Annotated in this window: 22 protein-coding genes; 15 read left to right on the top strand and 7 right to left on the bottom strand. The window is 63.4% G+C overall.

All coding sequences use genetic code 11. From position 1 onward, the window contains the following. Positions 1–49: 49 nt before the first annotated feature. Positions 50–667, bottom strand: a complete 618-nt coding sequence (gene metW, locus BUB54_RS07285) for a methionine biosynthesis protein MetW (RefSeq protein WP_241869359.1) — start codon at positions 665–667, stop codon at positions 50–52. Next, positions 664–1,806 carry a homoserine O-acetyltransferase MetX gene (gene metX / locus BUB54_RS07280; RefSeq protein WP_048878569.1) on the bottom strand — a complete coding sequence of 381 codons (1,143 nt, stop codon included), beginning with the start codon at positions 1,804–1,806 and terminating at the stop codon, positions 664–666. The genes metW and metX overlap by 4 nt, the downstream gene beginning before the upstream one ends. A 118-nt stretch (positions 1,807–1,924) precedes the next feature. Here metX and BUB54_RS07275 point away from each other — a divergent pair, with 118 nt between their 5' ends. From BUB54_RS07275 to glmU, 5 genes are read left to right on the top strand one after another with little or no spacing between them, the layout of a single operon-like run. Further along, positions 1,925–2,785: a chorismate mutase gene (locus tag BUB54_RS07275; protein ID WP_048878568.1), complete on the top strand. Its 861-nt coding sequence runs from the start codon at positions 1,925–1,927 to the stop codon at positions 2,783–2,785. A 1-nt stretch (position 2,786) separates the two neighbouring features. Further along, a complete protein-coding gene (gene hisC, locus BUB54_RS07270; protein WP_048878567.1) occupies positions 2,787–3,872 on the top strand; it encodes a histidinol-phosphate transaminase in 1,086 nt (361 codons plus the stop codon). Further along, entirely contained in the window at positions 3,865–4,752 is an 888-nt protein-coding gene (locus BUB54_RS07265; RefSeq protein ID WP_048878566.1) for a prephenate/arogenate dehydrogenase family protein, read from the top strand. Before hisC ends, BUB54_RS07265 begins: the two co-directional genes overlap by 8 nt. 12 nt (positions 4,753–4,764) lie before the next feature. Then, complete coding sequence (locus tag BUB54_RS07260) at positions 4,765–5,085, top strand: NIPSNAP family protein (protein ID WP_048878565.1); 321 nt, start codon at positions 4,765–4,767, stop codon at positions 5,083–5,085. A gap of 2 nt (positions 5,086–5,087) precedes the next feature. Next, entirely contained in the window at positions 5,088–6,371 is a 1,284-nt protein-coding gene (gene glmU, locus BUB54_RS07255; protein ID WP_048878564.1) for a bifunctional UDP-N-acetylglucosamine diphosphorylase/glucosamine-1-phosphate N-acetyltransferase GlmU, read from the top strand. Between the two features lie 21 nt (positions 6,372–6,392). On the opposite strand, the gene BUB54_RS07250 is transcribed toward glmU, so the two are convergent. Continuing rightward, positions 6,393–6,914 (bottom strand): zinc-ribbon domain-containing protein, encoded by a 522-nt coding sequence (locus BUB54_RS07250; RefSeq protein ID WP_158320095.1) that lies wholly within the window; start codon positions 6,912–6,914, stop codon positions 6,393–6,395. Positions 6,915–7,045: 131 nt separating this feature from the next. On the opposite strand from BUB54_RS07250, the gene ftsE reads away from it, so the two are divergent. From ftsE to BUB54_RS07230, 4 genes are read left to right on the top strand one after another with little or no spacing between them, the layout of a single operon-like run. After that, positions 7,046–7,720, top strand: coding sequence for a cell division ATP-binding protein FtsE (gene ftsE, locus BUB54_RS07245; protein WP_048878562.1), 675 nt, complete (start codon positions 7,046–7,048; stop codon positions 7,718–7,720). Continuing rightward, the gene (locus BUB54_RS07240) at positions 7,710–8,603 is read left to right on the top strand and encodes a cell division protein FtsX (RefSeq protein ID WP_241869358.1); all 894 of its coding nucleotides are present in this window, start codon (positions 7,710–7,712) and stop codon (positions 8,601–8,603) included. Before ftsE ends, BUB54_RS07240 begins: the two co-directional genes overlap by 11 nt. Continuing rightward, entirely contained in the window at positions 8,600–9,229 is a 630-nt protein-coding gene (locus BUB54_RS07235) for a YdcF family protein (RefSeq protein WP_048878560.1), read from the top strand. The genes BUB54_RS07240 and BUB54_RS07235 overlap by 4 nt, the downstream gene beginning before the upstream one ends. Before the next feature lie 7 nt (positions 9,230–9,236). Beyond that, on the top strand, positions 9,237–9,920 hold the full coding sequence (locus BUB54_RS07230; RefSeq protein ID WP_048878559.1) for a lysophospholipid acyltransferase family protein: 684 nt from the start codon (positions 9,237–9,239) through the stop codon (positions 9,918–9,920). Here the strand turns inward: BUB54_RS07230 and BUB54_RS07225 are convergent. The 4 genes from BUB54_RS07225 to BUB54_RS07210 form a co-directional block, all read right to left on the bottom strand. Further along, complete coding sequence (locus tag BUB54_RS07225) at positions 9,917–11,032, bottom strand: MFS transporter (protein ID WP_073211424.1); 1,116 nt, start codon at positions 11,030–11,032, stop codon at positions 9,917–9,919. The two genes, BUB54_RS07230 and BUB54_RS07225, sit on opposite strands and share 4 nt — an antisense overlap. A gap of 95 nt (positions 11,033–11,127) precedes the next feature. After that, a complete protein-coding gene (locus BUB54_RS07220; protein ID WP_048878557.1) occupies positions 11,128–11,385 on the bottom strand; it encodes a GlsB/YeaQ/YmgE family stress response membrane protein in 258 nt (85 codons plus the stop codon). 74 nt (positions 11,386–11,459) lie between these two features. Beyond that, the gene (locus BUB54_RS07215; protein WP_241869357.1) at positions 11,460–12,452 is read right to left on the bottom strand and encodes a lysylphosphatidylglycerol synthase domain-containing protein; all 993 of its coding nucleotides are present in this window, start codon (positions 12,450–12,452) and stop codon (positions 11,460–11,462) included. 8 nt (positions 12,453–12,460) lie between these two features. Next, positions 12,461–13,408 (bottom strand): aminomethyltransferase, encoded by a 948-nt coding sequence (locus tag BUB54_RS07210; protein WP_048878588.1) that lies wholly within the window; start codon positions 13,406–13,408, stop codon positions 12,461–12,463. 78 nt (positions 13,409–13,486) lie between these two features. Between BUB54_RS07210 and hpnA the strand changes: the two genes are divergently transcribed. Genes hpnA through shc form a run of 6 tightly spaced genes read left to right on the top strand, consistent with a single transcriptional unit; the run spans position 13,487 to position 20,483 of the window. Further along, a complete protein-coding gene (gene hpnA, locus BUB54_RS07205; protein WP_048878587.1) occupies positions 13,487–14,509 on the top strand; it encodes a hopanoid-associated sugar epimerase in 1,023 nt (340 codons plus the stop codon). Next, entirely contained in the window at positions 14,506–15,609 is a 1,104-nt protein-coding gene (locus BUB54_RS07200; protein ID WP_048878555.1) for a glycosyltransferase, read from the top strand. The genes hpnA and BUB54_RS07200 overlap by 4 nt, the downstream gene beginning before the upstream one ends. Beyond that, positions 15,606–16,475 (top strand): squalene synthase HpnC, encoded by an 870-nt coding sequence (hpnC, locus tag BUB54_RS07195; RefSeq protein ID WP_082075631.1) that lies wholly within the window; start codon positions 15,606–15,608, stop codon positions 16,473–16,475. The genes BUB54_RS07200 and hpnC overlap by 4 nt, the downstream gene beginning before the upstream one ends. Then, positions 16,472–17,317, top strand: coding sequence for a presqualene diphosphate synthase HpnD (hpnD, locus tag BUB54_RS07190; protein ID WP_048878554.1), 846 nt, complete (start codon positions 16,472–16,474; stop codon positions 17,315–17,317). The genes hpnC and hpnD overlap by 4 nt, the downstream gene beginning before the upstream one ends. A gap of 10 nt (positions 17,318–17,327) precedes the next feature. Then, the gene (gene hpnE / locus BUB54_RS07185; RefSeq protein WP_048878553.1) at positions 17,328–18,509 is read left to right on the top strand and encodes a hydroxysqualene dehydroxylase HpnE; all 1,182 of its coding nucleotides are present in this window, start codon (positions 17,328–17,330) and stop codon (positions 18,507–18,509) included. A gap of 36 nt (positions 18,510–18,545) precedes the next feature. Next, positions 18,546–20,483, top strand: a complete 1,938-nt coding sequence (gene shc / locus BUB54_RS07180) for a squalene--hopene cyclase (RefSeq protein WP_048878552.1) — start codon at positions 18,546–18,548, stop codon at positions 20,481–20,483. The last annotated feature ends 39 nt before the right edge of the window (positions 20,484–20,522 follow it).

Genomic DNA, 20,522 nt, shown 5'->3' with positions numbered 1-20,522 from the left:
ACTCTAGGAACTCGCCCGGGCTCCCACCTTGATGGAAATCAACCGCCGCTTAGGCTTTGCGCAGCAGAAACAGCCCCTGCTCACCAAACAGATTGGCCAGGCTTGGCGCACGCCGCCATGGCGTGCGCCGGCCTTCCTCATCCGCCGCAAGCCAATCCTGGACCACATAGCCATCCATGTCGCACAACGCGAAGAAATCCTTGATCGTGCAGGGATGGATATTCGGCGTCTCGTACCACATTCGATTCCAGCCGGCCGTCATCGGCATCCGCCCGCGCGTGAGCAATTGTAGCCGCAGGCTCCAATGGCCGAAATTCGGGAAAGAGACGATGGCATGGGTGGAAATCCGCAGCATCTGCCGCAGCACCTCACGCGGCTGTTCCACCGCCTGCAAAGTGCGGGAGAGGATCACATAATCAAACGCATGGTCCGGGTAGGTCACCAGTTCGGTATCGGCATCGCCCTGCATCACCGGCAGGCCATGGGCGATGGCACGTTGCACCTCATCCATGTCAATCTCGATTCCCCGCGCATCGCATTGCTTGGCGCGGATCAGATGCTCAACCAACTGCCCATCCGCGCAGCCCACATCCAGCACCCGCGCGCGCGGCTGCACCATCCCTGCGATCAACGCCAGATCGACACGGATTTTCTTCGCACTGCTCATGAAAGCCCCGCATGTTCCGCGCAACCATTTAAAAACCCTCGCAGCGTGGCATGAAAATCCGGCTCATCTAGCAGGAACGCATCATGCCCCTTATCGGACTGCACTTCCACAAAGGACACATTCGCCGCCACGTGGTTCAGCGCCCGCGCAATGGCACGGCTTTGCGCGGTGGGGAACAGCCAGTCCGACGAAAAGGACACCAGCAGAAACCGCGCCTTCACCCCTTTAAACGCCCCAGCCAGTTCCCCGGCCTGCTCGCTTGAAAGGTCGAACAGATCCATAGCTCTGGTAATGGCAAGGTAGGAGTTCGCATCAAACCGCTGCACGAAGCTGGAGCCCTGATATTGCAGATAGCTCTCCACCGCGAACTGCTCGCCAAAGGCTGAAATCCCCTCGGCGTTTTGCAGCTTGCGTCCGAATTTGCGGTTCAGCGCCTCCTCCGAGACGTAGGTGATATGCGCCGTCATCCGCGCCACGGCGAGCCCGCGCTCCGGTCGCCCCCCCTCTGCCCAGTAATTGCCCCCCTTAAAGCCGGGGTCGGCGTAAATCGCCTGCCGCCCGATTTCATGAAACGCGATATTCTGCGCGGAATGATAATAAGCCGCGGCAATAGGCACGGCGGCAAACAGCATATCCGGGAATTGCACCGCCCAGGAAAGCGCCTGCATCCCGCCCATTGAACCGCCCACCACTGCGAACAATTTTTGAATACCCAGATGCTCGATCAGCCGCTTCTGCACCCGCACCATGTCATGAATGGTAATGGCCGGAAAATCCGTCCCCCACAGCGCACCGGGCTTTTCCGCATGCGGCGAGTGTGGACCTGTGGAGCCCATGCAGCCCCCCAACACATTGGCGCAAATAACAAAATATTTCTCCGTATCCACCGGAGCACCGGGCCCCACAACGCGCTGCCACCAGCCGGGACGGCCGGTTTCGGGGTTCTGCTCGGCCACATACTGGTCGCCTGTCAAAGCGTGACAGATGAGAATTGCGTTAGATTTCGCTTCGTTCAACGTGCCATAGGTGCGGTAGGCCACTGTCACGCTGGGTAGCATACGGCCGCAATCAAGCGCCACACCCTCTGGAAAGGTGACACTTTGGTGCGGAAAATCAGTATAGCCTTGCGTCTGGTCCATTATTCTCCTCGCATATGCGCTGGGACCCCCACTGGCGCAATCCCCAACAAGGAATGGTAGCAGCGCGCCCTGTTACGGCTTGGCGGAAACGCTTTGGATAGAGTAACTATGCGCGGCAATGAATGATCTTTCTTCTCCCGCCCCGCGCCTGGCCGAATTGCGCGCTGAACTGGATGCAATCGATGATCAGATCCATGATCTTCTGATGCAGCGTGCCAAGGTGGTCGAAAACGTCGCCAGTCAAGGGGGGAAGAAAGGCACCAAAATCCGCCCCGGCCGCGAAGCCATCATCCTGCGCCGCCTTCTGGACCGGCATCAAGGCTCCTGGCCCGCCCAGGCTATCGTCCGAATCTGGCGTGAAATGTTCGGCGCGGCCCTGATCATCGAAGGCGGCCAGACCATGGCCGTGTGCGATGGCGAGGGCGGAGAGGCCCGTCTTGCCCTGGCGCGTGAACATTTCGGCCCCCTCACCTCGGTGCGCCGCCACCACAACCCGTCTCAAACCCTGGCCGACCTCACACGCGAAGGCGGCGCCCAGCTCGCCGTCCTGCCCCCTCTCGGGGAGGGAGAAGACGCCCAGGGCGGCTGGTGGCGCATGCTGGCCCCCACCAGCCCCGCGCTCTACATCATCGCCAAAATCCCGTTCTGGACCCGCCGGGCCGAAGGCCTGCCCGTGGGCGAAGCGTATGTGGTGGCCACCGTGCCGCCGGATGCCAGCGGCGCCGATCTCGGGCTGATGACGCTGCTGTTCAGCGGCGAGCCCTCCCGCGCGCGGATGATGGAGCATGTGACCAATGCCGGGTTCGAGCCCACCGCCTTGTGGGTGAAACGCCTGCCCGGCGATGCCGGGTTGCTGGCGCTGGTTGAGGTCAAGAACCTCATCGCCCCCGAAGACCCGCGCCTGAGCGCCATTGCCGGGCTGGACATGCCTGCCCGCGTGGTCGGCGGCTATGCCCTGCCCCTGAACGAGACCGCCTAACATGACCAAGCCCGTTGCCCGCCCGGAGATTTTCTCCGTGGCGTCCTATGTTGGCGGCGAATCCAAGCTGGCGGGGTTTGAAAACCCGACCAAGCTGTCCTCCAACGAGGGCGCATTCGGCCCGCCGCCGGGTGCCATCAAGGTCATGGCGCAAGCGGCCGCCACCATGCACCGCTACCCGGATGGCGGCAGCACCAAGCTGCGCGAGGCCATCGGCGCCAAATTCGGACTAGACCCGGCGCGCATCGTTTGCGGCAACGGGTCGGATGAACTTCTCTCCCTGCTCATCCAGTCCTATGGCGGGCCGGGCACGGAGCTCATCATGAGCGAGCATGGCTTCGCGATTTATGAAATCGCAGGCAAGCTGGCGGGCTGCACGGTCCTTAAGGCGCCTGAAACCAGCCTCACCACGGATGTGGACGCGATCCTGTTTCTGGTAACGCCCGCCACCCGCATGGTGTTCATCGCCAACCCCAACAACCCCACAGGCACCGCCCTGCCGCAAAGCGAGGTTGAGCGCCTGCGTGACAGCCTGCCCCCGCATGTGCTGCTGGTACTGGACGCCGCCTACGCCGAATATGTCGAACGCGCCGATTACGATGCCGGTGTCAAGCTGGTGGATGCGGGAGAGAATACGGTGATGACCCGCACCTTCTCCAAAATCTTCGGCATGGGCGGCGCACGTCTTGGCTGGTGCTACGCCCCGGCGGCGATTGTGGATGTGCTTAACCGCGTCCGCCCGCCCTTCCCCATCAATAATTTTGCCGCCGCCGCGGGCATCGCCGCACTGGCGGAACCCAGTTGGCTGGAAACAAGCCGCGCCCATAACAGCACCGAACGCCGCCGCCTGACCGAGCGCCTGACCCAAAGCGGACTGAAAGTGATCCCTTCCGAGGCGAATTTCGTCCTAGTGGATTTCGTCACCGTGGAACGCGCCAGCGCGGCTGACGCTTATCTACGCCAGCGCGGCATCATCGTCCGTCAGGTCAAATCCTACGGCCTGCCGCATTGCTTGCGCATTACCATCGGCACCTCGGAGGAATGCAGCCGCGTGGCCGAGCATCTGACTGAGTTCTGTCATGGCTGAACCGCTTTTCAACCGCCTGGTGCTCATCGGTATCGGCCATATCGGCGCATCCATCGCTGGCGCCCTCAAACTGCACCCCGGCACGGTGGAGCAGCTTGTCATCTCGGACACCAACCCCGACCACCTGCAGCGCGCGCGCGAGCTTGGCCTGGGCGATGACTATGTGGCCGACGCCACGGCCGCCGTGACCAATGCGGACGGTGTGATTCTCTGCACCCCCGTCGGCAGCTTCGCTGGCATTGCCGAGGCCATCGCTCCTCATCTTGCCCCGGGCTCCATCCTCTCCGATGTCGGCTCCACCAAGCAATCCGTCATCCGGGACGTGCTGCCCTTCGTGCCGAAAGGCGTCTCCTTCGTCCCCGCGCACCCAATGGCGGGCACCGAATTCTCCGGCCCCGACGCCGGGGTAGCGGATCTGTTTGAAGGCCGCTGGTGCCTGCTCACCCCCATTGAGGGCGTTGACGAGACCGCCACCCGTAAAATCGAGCAATTCTGGCAAACGCTGGGAGCACGCACCGCCCGCATGGGCGCCGCGCATCACGACCGCGTGCTGGCCATCGTCTCGCATCTGCCGCATCTCATCGCCTTCACCATCTGCGGCACGGCAGACGATCTGGCGGATGAAACCCGCGAGGAAGTGCTGGAATTCGCCGCCACCGGCTTCAGGGACTTCACCCGCATCGCCGCCTCGGACCCGGTGATGTGGCGCGACGTGTTCGTCAACAACAAGGACGCGCTGCTGGAAATGTTCTCCCGCTTCTCGGAGGACGCGCAGGCCATGGCCCGCGCCGTACGTTGGGGCGATACCGATTATATCGAGGACAAGATCAAGCGCAGCCGCAAGATCCGCAAGACGCTGATCGACATCAAGCAAGCCTAAGGAACCCGCCTTATGATCGTGGATATCCGTACCTACAAGTTCCAGCCCGGCAAAATGCAAGCCTGGCTGAAACTGTACGAGGACCTCGCTTGGCCCTTGCAGCAGAAGCATCTGGGCGAATGCCTGGGCTTCTATACCACCATCGAAGGCGCCTTGCATCAGGTCGTGCATATCTGGCGCTATGAGAGCCAAGCCGACCGCGAAACCCGCCGCAACGCCTTGGCCCAAGAGCCAAACTGGGCAAAATTCCTTGCGGAAACCGCGAAACTGGACGGCTTTCTCTCCATGGAAAACAAGCTGGCCAAAGAAACGCCGTTCTTCAGCGCGAAGTAACCATGCAAAGCACCGCCATCATCATCGCCGCCGGTCTTGGGACGCGGATGAAATCCGCCCTGCCCAAGGCCGCGCACAAAATCGCGGGCCAGCCGATGCTTGCCCACCTCATCCGTGCCGCCGAGCAAATGTTCGACCGCATCGCCGTGGTGGTGGGGCCTGACATGCCCTTGCTGGAACAGATCGCCGCCCCGCATGACGTGGCCGTGCAGCATGAGCGCCTGGGCACCGCCCACGCCACCCTCCAGGCGGAGCCGTTTTTCGGCGAAGGTCCCGTGGCGGTGTTCTACGCGGACAACCCGCTGGTCTCGGTGGAAACCATGCGCGCGTTGCAGGAGCGCCTGAACGCGGGCGATGCCGGGCTGGTACTGCTGGGCATGACCCCGCCCGACCCCGCCAAATATGGCCGCCTGGTCATGGACGGCGCCTATCTCTCCCGCGTCGTCGAATATATCGACGCGACGGATCAGGAACGCGCCATCCCCTTCTGCAATGCGGGCGGCATGGCCGCGCGCGGGGCGGATATGCGGGACTGGCTCGCCCGCGTTGGCAATAACAACGCCAAGAACGAATATTACCTCACCGACATCGTGGCTCTCGCCCGCGCGGATGGGGTGAATGTCGCCGCGCTGGACGCGCCTTACGATGAATGCCTCGGCGTGAACTCCCGCGCCGAACTGGCCCAGGCCGAGGCCGCCTTCCAGGCCCGCGCCCGTGCCCGCTTTATGGCCAACGGCGTGACCTTGCAGGCGCCTGAAACCGTCTTTTTCGCCGCCGACACGCAAATCGGTACGGATACAATCATCGGCCCGCATGTGGTGTTCGGCCCCGGCGCCAAGATCGCCGCCAATGTGGAAATCAAGGCCTTTTCCCATCTTGAGGGCTGCGTGGTCCATTCCGGTGCCATCATCGGCCCTTATGCGCGCCTGCGCCCGGGCGCGGATGTAGGAGAGGACGCGCATGTCGGCAATTTTGTCGAGCTGAAATCCGCAAAGCTCGGCAAGGGAGCCAAGGCCAACCACCTCACTTATCTGGGCGATGCCGAGGTCGGCCCTGCCACCAATATCGGCGCGGGCACCATCACCTGCAATTACGACGGCAAGGCCAAGCACAAAACCAAAATCGGCGCCGGAGCCTTCATCGGCTCCAACTCCGCCCTGGTGGCCCCCGTCTCAGTGGGGGATGGCGCGCTGATCGCCGCGGGATCCGTCATTACCGAAAACGTGCCGGAGAATAGCCTAGGGCTGGGCCGCGCGCGCCAGGTGGTCAAGCCGCGCAAAGGTTAAAGGGGCGACACAGCCCCTTTTTCATGCCAGATGCAGCGCATGAAACAGGGTGGCGCTCGCCGGGATTAGCCGCATCACCGCATGACGCTCCACAACAATCACCGCCAGCACCAGCAAAACCAGCATAACTGTCACCAGCCCCGGATTAGCGGCCTGCTTGCGCATACGCTCCGCCTTATCCGGCTCCAGCTCCACCGTATTGTTCCGCGCCGCGCGCACAAGGTCGGCAAAACGGTCCTCACCTTCCGCCGGGGCGGGCAGCCTCACCTCAGACGCGGGTGGCTCGCCCTCGCTTTGCAGCGCGACCCGAATCTCAGCCTCGGCTGCCGCATCGACGGCATGGCCAAACTGCCGCTCCCGCGTCTCATCCTCATCAGCCGGGTCCGGCGTTTGCGCCTCCGGCTGGGGGGGCGGTTGCACGGTCCAGCCATGGCCACATTGCCCACACCGAAGCCGCCGCGCGCCTGCTCGCAGCAGATGGTCGGGAACCTCATAAAGCGTCTGACAATCGGGGCAGGCGATACGCATAACGTTGCAAGGCATGGCATTATTATCCGCCCTTCGCAATAACATGGTCAGCGGACGAAGAAATTTGTCGCAAAATAAATGTTGCTCCCGTCTTGCCGGGATACTGGTTGTCACGGCACTAAAGCCTCCATGAGGGAAGACGGCTGATGGTCCGATTCGACGATGTCTGGCTGCGCTACCGCCACACCACACGCGCCGCCGAGGCTGAGGCGCTGCGCGGCATCAGCTTCGAGATCGAGGAAGGCGGGTTCCGCTGGCTCACCGGCCCCTCCGGCGCCGGCAAAACCAGCCTGCTCAAACTCATCTATCTGGCTGAACACCCAGCCCGGGGGCGCATTGAGATCCTCGGCACCCGTGCGGCCCGCACCACCCGGCGCGAGGCGGCATTGCTGCGCCGGCGCATCGGAGTGGTGTATCAGGATTTCCGTCTGCTGCCGCAGCTCGACGCGTATGACAACGTGGCCCTGCCCATGCGCCTCGCCCGCCGCAGCGAGGCCCAGGTCCAGGCGGATGTCACGGAAATTCTGCGCTGGGTCGGCCTCGCGCACCGTATGCACGCACGGCCGGACGAGCTTTCCGGCGGCGAGCAGCAGCGCATCGCCATTGCCCGCGCGGTCGTAGCCCGGCCCAAGCTGCTGGTGGCGGACGAGCCCACCGGAAATCTGGATGACGAGCAGGCGGAGCGGTTGATGTTGCTGATCACGGCGCTGAACAAGCTCGGCACCACCGTCATCGTCGCCACCCACAACACCCAGCTGGTGCAGCATTACCCCTTCCCCCGGCTGGGGCTAGAAAATGGTAGGCTGGTGCATGATGGCTAAGCGCCGGGGCGACCTTCTGGGCGTGCGTGCCGCGCTGTCGGACCGGCTGCTGCCGGTTCTGGTCGGCGCCATGAGCTTTCTCGCGGCGCTGGCACTGGGCGGCGCGCTGGCCAGCGCGACGCTGGCCGCAAGCTGGCAGGGCGATACCGCCTCTGCCCTCACCATCCAGGTGCCGCAACCCACCGCGCAGGACGCCGCCCATCACGGCACCCGCCTCGCCGCCGTGCAGCAGGCCCTGGCCGCCAGCAAAAACGTGGCGGATGTACATGTGCTCAGCGAGGCCCAGATCAATCGCCTCATCGCCCCCTGGCTGGGCAGCGACGCCGCCTCCCTCGGCCTCAGCCTGCCCGCCATCATCACCGGGCAATGGACCGGCCCCGGCGGCACAGACCAGCTCACCGCGGAATTACAGCAGGTCAGCCCTGGCGCACTGTTGAAAACCGGTGCCCTCTGGGCCCAACGCGTCGCAGCACTCACGACCAGCCTGCAAGCCTGCGCCCTGGCGGTGCTGCTGATCGTGGCGCTGGTGGCGGCTGCGGTGGTGGCCGTGGCCACGCGCTCGGGCCTTGCCCAACTGCGCGAAACCATTGAGACCGTGCATGGGCTGGGCGCGCTCGACGCAGACATCGCTGCCCGCTTCGCCGCGCGTGCCACCTGGCTGGCCCTGGCAGGCTCCATTGGCGGTACGGTCCTGGCCTTGCCGGTGCTGGGCTGGCTAGCCTGGCTGGCCGCGCCCTTCACGGGCGGGTCGCAGTTCAACCATCTGTTCAGCCTGCCGCCGGCTTTGCTTGCCCTGGTGCCGCTGCTGCCCGGCTGTTCAGCGCTCATCGGCTGGGCCACGGCACAAATCACCGTCCGTGGCTGGCTCCGGCGCCTGCCATGACGCGCCCGCGCTTCCGCCGTCGCCGCTTCAGGCTGTGGCGGCTGCTCTGCAAGCTTATTGCGCTGGCTGGCGGCGCCTGGTTCGCGGGGTTTCTTGTGTATCTCATCGCGGTTTATAATGCCGCCCCGCCCAACCCGCTGCCGCTGGCCGACGGCATCGTCGCCCTCACCGGCGGCGACGACCGGATCAGCGCCGCCCTCGCCCTGCTGGGTGAGCATGAGGCCCCGCTGCTGCTGATCTCCGGCGCCGCCAAGGGAACCTATCTGGGGGATTTCACGTCCGACGACAGCAGCGCCGCCACCGATTACGCAGACGAGATCACCGTTGGCCATATGGCCACCACCACCCATGATAACGGGCTAGAAATCGCCTCCTGGGCCAAGGCGCACCACATGCGCTCACTCATCGTCGTCACCGCCGACTACCACATGCCCCGCGCTTTGCTGGAAATCCGCAATGCTCTGCCCGGCGTGCGGCTTATCCCCAACCCGGTGCGCCCGCCCGCCATGCGCGGCGGGCCAAGCTGGCCCACTTTGTTCATGCTGGCCAGTGAATACAGCAAATATCTCGTGGTGCGGGCCGGGCTCGGCAGCCTGTTCAGCACCAGCCAATCAGGAAATTACTGAACCAACCATGCAACGCCTGCGCTCTTTCGCCTTTAATGCCGTGCTCTGGGTCTCTGGCGCCCTGCTCAGCCTGTGGTGCATGCTCGTCGGCCGCTTCCTGCCGGATGGGATTCTGCGCGCCGCGCGGCTCTGGGCGCGGATCAGCCTGTGGTCATTGCGCGTGTTTTGCGGCATCCGGCTGGATGCTCAGGGCATGGAATTGCTGCCCCAGGGCGGTTGCGTCATCGCCGCCCAGCATCAATCGGCACTGGATATTCTGGTCTGGGTTTCCCTGCTGCCCCGCCCGGCCTTTGTCTTTAAAAAAGAGCTAAAGCGCCTGCCGATGTTCGGGTCGCTGCTGGAACCTGCAGGCATGATCGCCGTGGACCGTGGCGGTGGCCGCAAGGCCCTGCGGCACATGGTGGAAAACGCCCACGCGGCGGTGGCGGCCGGGCGGCAGGTGGTCATCTTCCCGGAGGGCACGCGCGTCGCCCCCGGCGTGAAAGGTGAAATCCGCAATGGCATCGTGGCGCTGGCGCAAGGGCTGCACGCGCCGCTTTTTCCCGCCACCACGGATTCGGGGCTGCGCTGGGGGCGCCTTGCCTTCAACAAAAAGCCGGGCCCCGTAAATGTCATCCTGCACCCGGCCGTGCCCAGCGGGCTCAGCCGGGAGGAAATGCTGGCCACGCTGACACGCCTTTATTACGATTAAGCCACACTACGCGCCGCGAAGAAGGTCAACCCCACCAGCAGCGCATCCACCAGAAAGGCGCTGCCCAGCCCGGAATGATTGGCGACAAATCCGTTCATCACCGGCCCGGTCAGAAACCCGGCATAGCCAATGCCCACCACGGCGGACATGGCATGATTCGCCGCCATGCCCGGCACCCGCGCCGCCGCGCTGAACACCAACGGGGCGATATTGCCGGTGCCAAACCCCACCAACCCAAACCCGACCACCCCCGCCACGCCAGAATCCACCCCCACCGCCAGCGCGAATCCGGCTACCGCCACCACCACCCCCATCCGCATGACAGCAGGCTGACCCAGGCGCATTGCCAACCTGTCTCCGGTCAGCCGCGCCAGCGTTGTCATCACCGCGAAGGCGGCATAGCCAAAAGTCGCGCTATCGATCGGCATGTGCCGTGAAAACCGCAGAAAAATGGTGCTCCAATCCGTCGCGGCCCCTTCGGTCATGAAGGCGGCAAAACAGCATAGACCCAAAATCAGCGCGTGCCGGTTGGGCCAAGCGAAATGCCTCCCGGCGGGTAGGGCGTCCCCGCTTTTGGGCACTAGCCGGAAGCTCTGCGTCAGCCCTAGCAGCACACCCACGGTACAGATCAGGCAGATGGTCTCCACCGTTCCGCCTAACTTGAGCGTCAGGCTCGCCACCAGTGCCACGGCCAGCATCCCCAAGCTGTAACAGGCATGAAACCTGGACATATGCAGCTTGCCGGACAACGCCTCAACCACCGCGCCCTGAGCGTTCATCGCCACATCCAGCGTCCCGAAAGTGGCGCCGTAGATAAACAGCAGCAGCGTAAATGAATAAACAGATGGCGCCACGCCCAGAATCGGCAGCAACAGGCACATCAGCAACGTCGCCGCTACAGTGCAGGTGCGGCTGCCAAACCGCGCCACAGCCATGCCGGCAAACGGCATCACCGCCACACCGCCCACGCCGCCGGCCAGTAGCACCAGCCCCAATTCACCGTCGGACAGCTGGAATCGGATTTTGGCGTAGGGAATGATAATCGCCCAGACCAGAATACCGACGCCCGCCATGCCGAAGACGAGCCGCATGGTCCAGAGTTTTCCGTTCATGCCAATGTGGTTATCCCGGCGCCGGAAACCCGGCAAGCCGGCCAGCAAAAAGGGGCCCGAAAGCCCCCCTTTCCGTACCAACCCGGCGTGGCGGGTTACAGCACCTTCCGCCCGGCAATGGCGTGATACACCACCAGGACCACCACCGCGCCCACCACCGCGACAAACAGCGACCATAAATTGAATCCAGTGACCGCCACCGCGCCTAGCGCCGCGAAAATCCAACCGCCCACCAGCGCGCCGACAATACCGAGAATAATATCCAACAACGGCCCCTTGCCGCCATTATCCACGATATTACTGGCGACCCACCCGGCAACCAAGCCGAGAATAATCCACCCGATAATCGACATGGTTCTGTCTCCGAAAAGTCTCTAAAACCGACATGGGCGCCGCCATCAGGCCGCACAAGCGCCCAACCAGAACTTCACCCAGCGTTCATATTCAGCTTGAGCTGCCGCGCCTCCTGCCCCTGCCAGATAATCAGCACCGGCACGGCGATCATGAAATCCCGCGCGCGGCGCAGCAAGGAGAGTGAAAGCGAGATATCCGGCGGAATCCCGAACAGCCCGCCCAGCAGAGTATAAGCGGCCTCCTGCACCCCCACCCGGCCAGGAATGAAAAAGCCAAGCGCCATGATCGCGTGCAGCATTGCCTCGATACACACCGCATCCAGCCAGGAGATATGCACCCCCAGCGCGGTAAAGCCGATATAAGAGGCCGTACCCGTGCCAAACCAGCACAGCAAATGAATAAACGCCCCCCAGGCCAGCCGATGATGCTGGGTGTACATGCCATCCAGCGCGCTTTGCAGCTTCTGGAAATTATCAGCGGCCCCCTGCCCGGTGGTGCCCGCAATCCGCATGGCGAGCGCGCTGAACAGCCTGGTGCCCGCGCCGCGCTGGGCCACAATCAGCCCCACCCCCAGCGCCACCGCCACCGCCAGCCCGATTGAAACCGGCAGCAACAGCTCCGAATGCGGCACCAACCGCATTAAAATCGCCAGCCCTGCGCCCACGAACACAAGCTGAGCCAGAAATTCGGTGGTGATATCCCCCAGCGTGGAGGCCACGGCGTCGGTTCTGGCAACCCCACCCAGCGAGATCACCCGTGCCCCCAGGACATAGCCGCCCACCTGCGAGAATGGCAGAAACTCTCCCGTGGAATCACGCACCGCCCGGCCCCACACGCACAGCCAGAACGAGCCTTTCTGGCGCGAGCGCAGCAGCATCCGCCATGCGAGCCCCAGCCCCAGCAAGGTCGCGATCTGCGCGGCGGTATACCCCACCACGCCCCATATTGTTACAGAGGCGAGCGCCCGCAGCACGTCCCCCGCACCAAAATAAATCACCAGCCCGGTAATCACCGCGAGCCCTGCCAGGGTCAGGGTGGCGGGGATAAGTTTGCTTTTTGCCGACAAGTGTTTGCTCAACGTCCCGTTATACGTTTTTTCAATCGCAGGGCGGTTAAGCCGATACGCCCCAGGAATGGCATTGTCGTGGGACGCCTGAGGCGCGAATCGTAGCCTGCCATGCGCTTCTTATCCTCTTCCAGACAAATTGCCAAAAGTGTGTGCAGATCCATTTCATCGCTGATGGCGGCGGAGCCGTTCATGGTGAAGTTGGCGTCCGCCCCTTCCAGCCCGTCCACATCCTTGGCGATGCCGATGCGTTCGTAGATCAGGAAGCCCCACACCGCCCAAACCTTCAACTCGAACCAAATGCGCTTATGCCAGGGCAAATTCGCCCTGTGCCAGGCAAGCCAGTTGGCGAAGAACAGAATATGCCGCCCCTCCTCCTGCACCACCGGCTCGAACGTCTCCACCAGCTTCTCCGGAAAATAGCCGGAGCGCTTGGCCATCTCGAACAGCCCGTAGGCGAAGAAGCTATCCACGCATTCAGAGAATCCCGTCACCAGCCAGCCCCACTCCGCATCGTTGGGCAGGGCGTAATACGGCTCAGGCTTCATCGGAATGTCATACGCCCCCACTAGGCGGGAGAGCACATCCTTATGCCGCGCCTCCTCGCCGGACATGTGCAGCAGCGCCGCCCGCAGCGCCTCATGCGGCACCGTCTGGGCGAAAAACGCAATCCGCGCCGCCGCCTTAATCTCGGTCTGCACCGCGATATCCCAGATCGGCAGGGAGGTGATGCGCTGCAGCGTCTCCGGCTCCAGCTTCGGCCAGTCCAGCACGGCGGGCTTATAGGGGTTGTAGGTTGCCCCTAGCAGCGCCGTGAACATGCGATAATGCTCTTCCGAACCAACACGGATCGCGCCCCTCTCGGGAAAGTCCCAATGGCGGGCCTGGAAGTCGGCCGAGATCACATCCTCTTCACTGGCGGCCGTCTCGGTGGGGATCACACGAATCTCGTTCATCTTCATCCTCATGGTTGCGCCAAAAGCTGCAATAGGTTCTACAGCCAGTGACCCGGCGGGTATATGTTCGCGCCGGTAATGGCAGAAAAACACGAGGTTCAAAGAGTGGCGCAGGGCGATCTGGTGCTGATCACGGGGGCGACTGGATTTGTCGGCGCGGCGGTGGCCCGCGCGGCCCAGAGCGCCGGATATCAGGTGCGTGTCACGGCCAGGCACGGCTCATCCCGCCGGAATCTCGCCGCTTTGGGGGCGGAAACCGTGTATCTGGACCTCGCTGAACCTGAAAGCTTCGCCGCCGCGCTGAACGGATGCCGCTACCTTCTGCATGTCGCGGCGGACTACCGACTCTGGGTACCGGACGTGGCGGCTATGCGACAGGTGAATATCGACGGTACGCTCGCCCTGCTGCGCGCCGCCGCCGTTGCCGGGGTGGAACGCAGCGTCTATACCAGTTCCGTCGCCGCTCTGGGCCTCACGGATGACGGCAGCCCAGCGGACGAAACCACCCTTATCAAGCCTGCCCACCATGTCGGCGCCTATAAGCAGAGCAAGTACGATGCCGAGCAGGCCGTGCGCGCCCTGGCGCAGACGCAAAACATCGTGATCGCGAACCCCTCCACCCCCGTCGGTCCCGGCGATATCAAACCCACCCCGACCGGCCAGATGGTACTGGACGCCGCGCGCGGCAAAATGCCCGCTTATGTGGATACCGGCCTCAACGTGGTGCATGTGGACGATGTCGCCACCGGGCATCTGCTAGCGCTGGAAAAAGGCCGCCAGGGCGAGGTTTATATTCTCGGCGGCGAGGATCTGATGCTGCGGGACCTGCTGGCCCTGGTGGCCCAGGCCAGCGGCCGCAAGGCGCCCACCATCCGCCTGCCCGTTACCCCGCTAATGCCGCTGGCCTGGATGATGGAGCGCGTGGCAGAGCGCACCGGCAAAACGCCCTTAATGACGCCTGATATTCTTAGAATGGCAAAGAAAAAAATGTTTTTCTCCGCTGAGAAAGCCGAAACTGAACTGGGCTATGCGCCTCGCCCCGCCGCCCGCGCGGTTGAGGATGCGCTGACCTGGTTCCGCAAAGAGGGGATGCTCGCATGATCCTGCTGCTCTCATTCGCCATCTGGCTGTATCTGGCCTTTTTCCATGGCCGGTTCTGGGATTCCACGCCCGAGCTTGCCCCCGCCACACCGTTGGACACGCCGGATGTAGACATCATCATCCCCGCGCGGGACGAGGTAGAAACCATCGCCCCAGTTATCGCCTCGCTGGTGTCGCAGGATTATCCGGGCCATTTCCGCGTGATCCTAGTGGACGACAATTCCACCGACGGTACCGCCGAGGCCGCCGGCACGCATGAGCGCCTAACCATCCTCACCGGGCAGGAGAAGCCGCCCGGCTGGTCCGGCAAACTCTGGGCGCTAAGCCAAGGGGCCGCCGCCAGTACCGCGCCGGTAATTTTATTCGCGGATGCGGACATCACCCACGACCCGCGCCATCTCTCCACACTGGTCGCGAAAATGAAAACGGACAGGCTGGAGATGGTTTCCGAGATGGTGCGGCTGAACTGCACCTCCCTGCCGGAGAAATTCCTCATCCCCGCCTTCATCTATTTCTTCCAGATGCTCTACCCCTTCGCCCGCGTGAACAACCCGCGTTCACGCGTGGCGGCAGGCGCAGGCGGCACGGTGCTCATCAAACGCGCGGCGCTGGAGCGTATTGGTGGGCTGGAGGCGATGCGGGACGCGTTGATCGACGACGTGACCCTGGCCGCCAAGGTCAAGAAAACAGGGCCGGTTTACCTCGGCCATTCGAACCTCGCCACCTCCATCCGCCCCTACCCGGTGGCCAAAGACATCTGGGACATGATCGCCCGCACCGCCTTCACCCAGCTGCGCTATTCGGCATTCATCCTCATCGGCACCATCATCGGACTGGCGCTGGTGTGGCTGGTGTTCCCCTTCGCCACGCTCTGCACCGGCTTTGGCTGGCGCGCGGCCCTGGGGCTGGCTATCTGGTCCATCGCCGCGCTGACCTATTTCCCGACGCTGGACCGCTATAACGTCCACCGTGCCTACGCCATCGCCCTGCCCGCCATCGCCTTATTCTACATGGCCGCCACCGTCGGCTCGGCGGTGAATTACTGGCTGGGGCGCGGCGCCAAATGGAAGGCGCGCGCCTATACGGGGGAGCCCTCATGATCGCCAACGACAACACCGCCCCCACCCGCGCCAAAGGCCGCAAAAGCGTGGAGGCTTGGTCCGGCAAGGATAAGGGGGATGAGAATTTTCCCGTCGCCTCCTTGCTAATCGCCAAGCCGCTGCGCGCCCGGGTCCATGCCTATTACGATTTTGCCCGCAACGCGGACGATATCTCGGACAGCCCCACCCTTTCGCCGGAAGAAAAACTTGCACGGCTGAACGCGATGGAGGCCGTGCTCACCGGTGCCGAGGAAACCGGCAGCGCCAGCGCCACCAAGCTGCGCCGGTCTTTGGCCGAATCCGGCGTGCCCGCCGCCCATGCGCGCGAGCTGCTGGTGGCCTTCCGACAGGACGTGATCAAGACCCGTTACGAAAACTGGGCCGAGCTGCTGCATTATTGCCGCTACTCCGCCGCCCCGGTGGGCCGGTATGTACTCGATGTGCACGGCGAATCCCTCGACACCTGGGGCCCTTCGGACGCACTATGCGCCTCCTTGCAGGTGCTGAACCATCTGCAGGACTGCGCCAAGGACCTCCGCGATCTGGACCGCTGCTACGTCCCGCAGGACTGGCTGCACGAGGCCGGGCTCTCGACGGACGACATCGCCCGCCCGGAAACAACCCCCGCCCTGCGCGCCGTGTTCGATAAAATGCTGGACGCGACACAAGACCTAAACCGCACCGCTGCTGACCTTCCCAAACGCGTCAAATCCCGCCGCCTGCGGATTGAAACCGCCATTATCTGCGCCCTCGCCAACCGGCTGACCGTGCTGCTGCGCCATGGCGACCCGCTGGCCACGCGGATAAAACTCTCCAAGCTGGATGTTCTCACCGCCAGTCTGAAAGGGCTGAAATACGCACCATGATCAGCCCCGACGATACCGCCTATGTCACCAACCTGGTGAAAGCCTCCGGCACCTCCTTCTATCACGGCATGAAGATTTTGCCGCCGGCGCGCCGGGACGCAATGTATGCCATCTACGCCTTTTGTCGCGTGGTGGACGACATTGCCGATGAGGAAGGCCGCGACTTCACCTCCAAGCAGAGTGAACTGGAAGCCTGGCGCCAACGCATCGCCGCTCTATACGAGCGCGCCGAGGCGGACAGCCCGATAACCAGAACCCTGCTTTCTGCGATTCAAGATTACCAGGTCCGCCGGGAAGATTTTATCGCCATCATTGACGGCATGGAGATGGATGCAGGCGAGCCTATTATCGCGCCCTCTCTGGCGGAACTGGACCTTTATTGCGACCGCGTGGCCTCCGCCGTGGGGCGGCTGTCTGTACGAGTGTTCGGGGACGCCTCCCCGGCGGCGGACGAGGTGGCGCACGCGCTGGGGCGCGGGTTGCAACTGACCAACATATTGCGTGACGTGGCGGAAGATGCGGAACGCGGGCGGATTTATCTGCCCGGCGAGTTTCTGGCCGCGGAAGGCGTGACAACAGACCCCGCGCGCATTCTCACCGCGCCCGCCCTGCCGCAAGTCTGCACCCGCGTGGCAGAGATGGCGGAGCAGAATTTCACCCGCGCCAACAACGCCATGGCCCTCTGCAATACCAAAGCCATGCGCCCGGCCCAGATGATGGAAGCCAGCTACCGCCCGCTGCTAGATATTCTGCGGCGGCGGAATTTCGATTACGCGAAGGGCCGCGTCTCACTGCCAAAATGGAAAAAGCTGATGCTGGCGGCACGGCTGCTGGCGGGCTGAGGAAACGGGCATGAGGGTCAATGTCATCGGCGCCGGGCTGGCCGGGCTTTCCGCCGCCTGCCGCCTCGTAGAACTGGGGCACGAGGTAACGCTGTTTGAAGCCGCCCCTCGGGCCGGCGGGCGCGCGCGCTCATATTTCGACAAGCCGCTCGGCTGCCGGATTGATAATGGCAACCATCTGCTGCTTTCGGGCAATGTCTCCGCGCTGGCGTATCTGGACCGTATCGGGGCGCGGGAGACACTGACCGGGCCAAACCACCCGGTTTTTCCGTTCACGGACACAAAAACCGGCGAAAGCTGGACCTTGCGGCTTAATCAGGGGCATTTTCCCTGGTGGATTTTAAAACCCGGCGACCGCGTACCCGGCACCCGCGTCTGGCATTATCTGGCGCTGAAAAAGCTGCTCAAATCCAGGCCGGAGGATCTGGTGGAACCGCTGGTGGGCGGCGGGGCGGTTTATACTAGGCTGCTGGAACCACTGGCCATCGCTGCCTTGAACACCATGCCGGACGTCGCTGCCGCCCAGCCCCTGGGCGCGGTGCTGGCGGAAACGGTGGAACGCGGCGGTTTTGCCGCCGTGCCGCGCTGGGCGCGGGTAGGCTTGTCTGAAAGCTTTGTGGACCCGGCTTTGGACTGGCTGCAACAGCGCGGCGTGGAGATCCGATTCGGCATGCGCGTGACCAGACTGCCTCCAGGCCAGAAGGCCGTGCTCGCCGTACCGCCCTGGACCGCGAAGGAGCTGATGCCAGACCTAACCGTGCCGGATGCGTTTGAATCTATCTGCAATCTGCACTTCAAAACACAAATGCCCCCGGGCGAGGCGGGATTTTACGGGCTACTGGGCAGCATGGCGGAATGGGTGTTCGCGCGGGAGAGTGTGGTCTCGGTCACCATCTCGGCGGCGAACCGCTATGGACATCTGAGCCAGGAGACGATTGCCGCACAGGTCTGGGCGGAACTTTCCAAGGCTTTTGGCTTACCGCCGGCCCAGCCCCAATGCCGGGTGCTGTGGGAAAAACGCGCCACTTTTGCTTGCACGCCCGAGCAGCTTGCCAAACGCCCCGGTCCACAAAGCCCGTGCTCTGGCGTGGTTCTGGCCGGAGACTGGACGGATACCGGCCTGCCCGCGACCATTGAGGGCGCCATACGCTCCGGCGAAAACGCGGTGGCGGCGCTGCTGGCAACGTCCTGATTTCAGCCATGCTGACCCGGGGACTGGCAAAGCCTTATGAAAACTGCCAAATCGCTTGAAATGAACGCGATTCTGGACAATTCGATCGAGTTGGCCCGTGCCTCCCTGACGGCTGAGCAACGGACGGACGGACATTATTGCTACGAGCTGGAGGCAGACGCCACCATTCCGGCCGAATATGTGCTGCTAGAGCATTATCTGGACCGGATTGACGACGGGCTCCAGGCCAAGATTGGCGTGTATCTGCGCCGCATCCAGGGCGATTACGAGACCTGCCAGGGGGGCTGGCCGCTATTTCATGGCGGCAAGATGGACCTTTCCTGTTCGGTGAAGGCGTATTTCGCGCTGAAGGCGCTGGGTGATTCCCCTCAAGCGCCGCACATGGTCCGCGCGCGCAAGGCGATTCTGGCCGCGGGCGGGGCCGAGCGCTCCAACGTGTTCACGCGATTCCAGATGGCCTTGTTTGGCGCTGTGCCTTGGGAAGCCTGCCCTGTGATCCCCATTGAGGCCGTGCTGATGCCGGACTGGTTTCCCTTTACCATGCGTAAAGTCTCCTATTGGTCCCGCACGGTGATGGTACCGCTGATGTTCCTGGCCAGCCGCAAGCCGCTGGCCCGCAACCCGCGCAATATCCGCATCGACGAGCTGTTCCGCACCAACCCCGCCGAGGTGAAGGACTGGATTCGCGGCCCGTATAAATCCGCATGGGGGCCGGTGTTCAAGGTGCTGGACGACGTTCTGCGCGTGGCCGAGCCGTTCTTCCCCAAAGGCTCCCGCGCCAAAGCGGAGGCCAAGGCACGGGACTGGATTATCGAACGGCTGAATGGCGAGGACGGGCTGGGCGCCATCTACCCCGCCATGGCAAACGCCACGATGATGTTCGATTACCTGGGCGACAAAGATAATTTCGACATTGCCTGGGGCTCGGTCCGCAAGCTGTTGGTGGTCAAAGAAGACGAAGCCTATTGCCAGCCTTGCCTCTCCCCGGTGTGGGATACGGCCCTGGCCGGGCACGCGCTGGCCGAAGCCGGGGAAGCCCAGGCCGTGGCCGAAGCGTGCGACTGGCTGATCCCGCGCCAGGAACTGAACGTGGTGGGCGACTGGGCGGACAACACCCCCGGCACGCGCCCCGGCGGCTGGGCCTTCCAGTACAACAACCCGCATTACCCGGATGTGGACGACACAGCCGTGGCCGCCATGCTGCTGCACCGCGCTGGCGACCCGAAATATGCCGAAGCAATCTCCCGCGCGCGGGAATGGATTATCGGCATGCAGTCGACCAACGGGGCGTGGGGGGCGTTTGATATCAATAACGATCGCCAGTACCTCAACCATATCCCCTTCGCGGACCATGGCGCATTGCTGGACCCCCCGACGGAAGATGTGTCCGCGCGCTGTATCTCCTTCCTCGCCCAGCTGGGGTACACGGAAGACCGACCCGCGATTGAGCGCGGCATTGCCTATTTGCGTGAGACGCAGAAGCCAGACGGCTCTTGGTTCGGCCGCTGGGGCACGAATTATATTTACGGCACCTGGTCCGTGCTGTGCGCACTGAACGTGGCGGGCGTGGCGCATAACGACCCTATGATGATAAAGGCGACCGCCTGGCTGCTTGCCAAACAGCGCGAGGATGGCGGCTGGGGTGAGGACAATGAAAGCTATGGCGACGCCCCGCCCGGCGAGTTCCACGGCCATGCCGCGGAAAGCCTGCCAAGCCAGACCGCCTGGGCGCTGCTGGGGCTGATGGCGGCGGGCATGACGGACCATGAGGCCGTAAAGCGCGGGATTGGTTACCTACAGGCCGTGCAGGGCGAAGATGGCAGCTGGAAGGAAGCCCCTTATAACGCGGTTGGGTTCCCGCGTGTATTTTACCTGAAATATCACGGCTATCCCCGTTTCTTCCCGTTGCTGGCGCTGAGCCGGTATAAACAGTTGCTGGCCAGCAATGACCGCGTGGTGAAATACGGGTTTTAAAAGCACTTCGTGGGAGCTTTTTTCAAAAAGCTCTCACGA

This window comes from Acidocella aminolytica 101 = DSM 11237 (assembly GCF_900129125.1).
GTDB classification, from domain to species: Bacteria; Pseudomonadota; Alphaproteobacteria; order Acetobacterales; family Acetobacteraceae; genus Acidocella; species Acidocella aminolytica.
This window is presented reverse-complemented; position numbering and strand designations above follow the sequence as displayed.